2 protein-coding genes and 1 pseudogene are annotated in these 1,669 nt (G+C 33.6%); 1 reads left to right on the plus strand and 2 read right to left on the minus strand.

What is annotated here, in order from left to right:
• Positions 1-87, minus strand: a pseudogene (locus LOK41_RS28035) (IS6 family transposase); the annotation flags it as partial.
• Positions 88-167: 80 nt separating this feature from the next.
• Positions 168-767, minus strand: a complete 600-nt coding sequence (locus tag LOK41_RS28040; RefSeq protein ID WP_017150490.1) for an HD domain-containing protein — start codon at positions 765-767, stop codon at positions 168-170.
• Positions 768-994: 227 nt separating this feature from the next.
• Here LOK41_RS28040 and LOK41_RS28045 point away from each other — a divergent pair, with 227 nt between their 5' ends.
• Positions 995-1,585, plus strand: coding sequence for a TetR/AcrR family transcriptional regulator (locus tag LOK41_RS28045; protein WP_221783317.1), 591 nt, complete (start codon positions 995-997; stop codon positions 1,583-1,585).
• The last annotated feature ends 84 nt before the right edge of the window (positions 1,586-1,669 follow it).

Consider the following 1,669-nt stretch of genomic DNA (forward strand, 5'->3'; position numbering starts at 1 on the left):
GCGATAACTTAAAGAAAAACGACAGTAGTAGCCGACAGCTACTAAAATAATATCTTTCTTAAACTGTTTCCCTTTAAAATATCGCATTTGTGATTCTCCTGGCTTCTTTTTTCTAGAGTGTATCCTCATTTAGAAAACTTTGCGACAGAACCCTAATTCTTTATTCTCTAATCTTTAAAAGGAGCATTCATCACCCAATCTGAAAACCCCATACGAAGCATAGAAGAACTCAAATTATTTGGCTGTTGCTGTGTATTTTTTAGATTGGAATCATATTTAATAAGTTCAATCATAGATTTTTTGAAACCTAATCGAGGATAAACCTCAATTATAAAATTAAATGTTTCCTCCGGAATATCTTCTATACGTAAACCAACTACATCCATTCCCGCCCCGAAATGAACTAAAGCAATCTCTGGTTGTTTTTCTTTAGCAATTTCCGAGGTGTGTAGAATAATAGCTTCACGTACCACATCAATTTTATCTTGTGAAAAACCATGGGAATGAAGGAATTTTTCTGCATGATCAGCACCTTCATATTCAAATGAATGTTTACAACATACATGCTCTGTAAGACCAACATCATGTAAGATAGAAGCAAGATAAAATAACTCCTGATCATATTTAAATCCATATTTTTTCCCCAATGCATCACCAAAAGCATATGTCCGTAAACAATGATTATAAAGAAATTCTGGAGAAATCTCGTAAACCAATTGGGTAGCTTCTTTTGCTACTTTACTATCTGGAATAATAATGTTATGCATAATTTCCTCCTTAGTTTTAATTGTTTTTCAATAAATTCATGTCGGATATCAATAGCATGATAGGAATGTTACGTGCTAATCAAATACTAACTCTCTCACCCTCTTCTTTTAGAAATTCTACTCTCATCTCAAAAAGGACCGTACGGTCTCTTTTAAGGTAACTTATTATATGTTAATGTACAACTAAAACATGTTACAATTTTTTAACAATAATAATGGAGGATATTATGCAAAAAGGTGAACAAACACGGAGAAACATTGTTTTAAAATCGGCAGAATTGTTTAATCAAAAAGGCTATGCTGGCTGTTCGATGAATGACATTATGGAGGCTACAGGGCTACAAAAAGGGGGGATTTATCGTAATTTTAAAAGTAAAGATGAGATTGCTTTAGAGGCATTTGAATACGCCATTGATACTGTCTCTCAACATTTTTCTGAGGCGATACGCAATGCTAATACAACATTAGAAAAGGTTGGTGCTTTTTTTAATGTATATGAAGATGTAATAAATAATCCACCAATAAAAGGGGGATGTCCTTTGCTGAATACTGCTGTAGACAGTGATGATACGAATCTACTGTTAAGAGAAAAGGCACTTGAAGTTTTCTATACATTTCTCAATATGATTGAAGGGATTATAGTAGAAGGTATTCAGAACGAGGAGTTAAAACCGGATATCGATACAAAGGCGGTAGCTTCCTTTATTATTGCAACCCTAGAAGGAAGTATTATGGCTAGTAAACTAGAAAGGGATAATAAACATGTTACTTATAGTAAGCAACACGTGCTGCGTTATTTGTTTATGCTAAAAATTTAGCTCATTTTTTATTTTGAGAAACAACGGGCTTTTGACTTATTGGCGATGTGTCTGTACCCCACATCCATCAACTTAAGGATTTAG

Source organism: Bacillus sp. TL12 (genome assembly GCF_022625245.1).
Taxonomy (GTDB): Bacteria; Bacillota; Bacilli; order Bacillales; family Bacillaceae_G; genus Bacillus_A.